Origin of the sequence: Desulfobacter curvatus DSM 3379, assembly GCF_000373985.1 — a bacterium.
Classification (GTDB): Bacteria; Desulfobacterota; Desulfobacteria; order Desulfobacterales; family Desulfobacteraceae; genus Desulfobacter; species Desulfobacter curvatus.
In genome coordinates this window covers 1-1,644 of record NZ_KB893019.1, presented here as the reverse complement: position 1 = coordinate 1,644, position 1,644 = coordinate 1, and the positions used below count along the sequence as shown (strand labels likewise).

General features: G+C 35.7%; 1 protein-coding gene. It reads right to left on the bottom strand.

Annotated features, from left to right (window positions below; translation table 11 throughout):
• Positions 1-213 precede the first annotated feature (213 nt).
• Positions 214-1,062 carry a tyrosine-type recombinase/integrase gene (locus B147_RS0109435; RefSeq protein ID WP_020586964.1) on the bottom strand — a complete coding sequence of 283 codons (849 nt, stop codon included), beginning with the start codon at positions 1,060-1,062 and terminating at the stop codon, positions 214-216.
• Positions 1,063-1,644: the final 582 nt, after the last annotated feature.

The following is a 1,644-nucleotide window of genomic DNA, read 5'->3' as shown; positions in this document are numbered from 1 at the left end:
TCTTGGTCGAAAAAAAATTTGATAGCTATGACCATTTTTCAAAATTTGCAAGTGTTTCATGCTTCGTTGTGTCCGCTAGGACATGGGGGTTATACAGAATATTCGGGATAAATGCAGATATTCGGAGAATTCTTTAGAAATCTGCATTTATCGATAAAAAACATGCGAAAATCTATCATAGGGGTACATAAATCTATAATTATCGCTAAATTTTTATTCAAATTTTTCACTTATTAAATTAACAGCCGATTTCCCCTGGGAAGGTGCTAAATGTGCATACCGCATTGTAATATTAAGGCTGCTGTGGCCAAGCAATTGACTGACCACCTCAAGTTTAACCCCATCCTGGACAAGCCAACTTGCAAACGTGTGACGCAGTGTATGGAATACAACTTTATGCCTGGAATCTTTGATTCCATCATTCAGGCCGGATTCCTTAACGGCCTGCTCAAAGATTTTTGGTGCGGAAAAGGTAAATATTTTTTTATTTTTGTTCTTTGAAATTATTTTAAAGGCTGTCCCATTTAACGGAACAACCCTGTTTTTATGAGTTTTAGAGTCTAAAATGCAAATATTCCGATCACTATCGTTAATATTTTCAGAACCAAGATTAAATATTTCCCCTCGGCGCAACCCGGTGTTAACGGCAAAGACTGATATATCAAACCAAGCTTTTGATTTTTTCTTTAAAATATTTAGAAGCCTATCAAATTCTGATTTTGAGAGATAACGTAATCTGCGGTTGTCAAATTTTGGCATTACATTTCTGAATTTAGGGACCTGCACAGAGGGATCATAATCGACAACCCTGTTGAGGATTCTACGCAGTAAGGATAGGCAATGAAAAATAGTCTGTGGGCTTAATTTTTTAGCTTCCAGAGATTTGCGTAATTCAAGAAGGTCATAAATGGTTAATTCATTTATGATTTTTTCCCCAACTATCGGGGAAATATGGTTTTTCCATCTACCGGTCTCTGTCGTCTGACTTCTCTTTGAATGTGACTGTAAAATAAAATCATCATAAAATTTCCACGCTTCATGAACTTCTTTGATCTGTTTCAATTGAATACCTCCTAAATAGAAAAAGTTAGGTAACCGTGCCCAACAAATGCAAATTTTATGCTAAATGTTTATTTAAATTAATTCAGATAGTTATGTAATTATATGATTGTTGGGGATTACAAAATATGCACTTAATTAAAAAAATTGTTGCTTTTTGTTGAAAGCGATACTAATTTCAGATTAAGTGTGTTTTTCTAAAAAGGATTCTTGAGGAAAAATAGGCTACGGCCTGCAAAGCCGTTATTCCCCGGTTCAAATCCGGGAGCCGCCTCCAACCCAGACTTTAAGGGTTCAGAAGACTTCTTTCTTCTGAGCCCTTTTTTTATTTGGGCTCTCCCTAAGCGGTGGTCTGGAAAAATATACCAGATCGCCCGTCTTAACTTCTTTCTTTAATACATTACGCTCTATTATAAATTTTTTTTTATGGAGAGTGAACTGATTTTTAAAGAAAAGTAACCGCTAAAACAAAAAAACCTCATCGGTGCCAGCCGAAGAGGTCCTTCTGTAGAAGCTTGTATCTTCTAAATTGAATACTTTCAATTTAGAAGATAACTCGAAAAAAGAGTTGTGTCAAGCGATCGG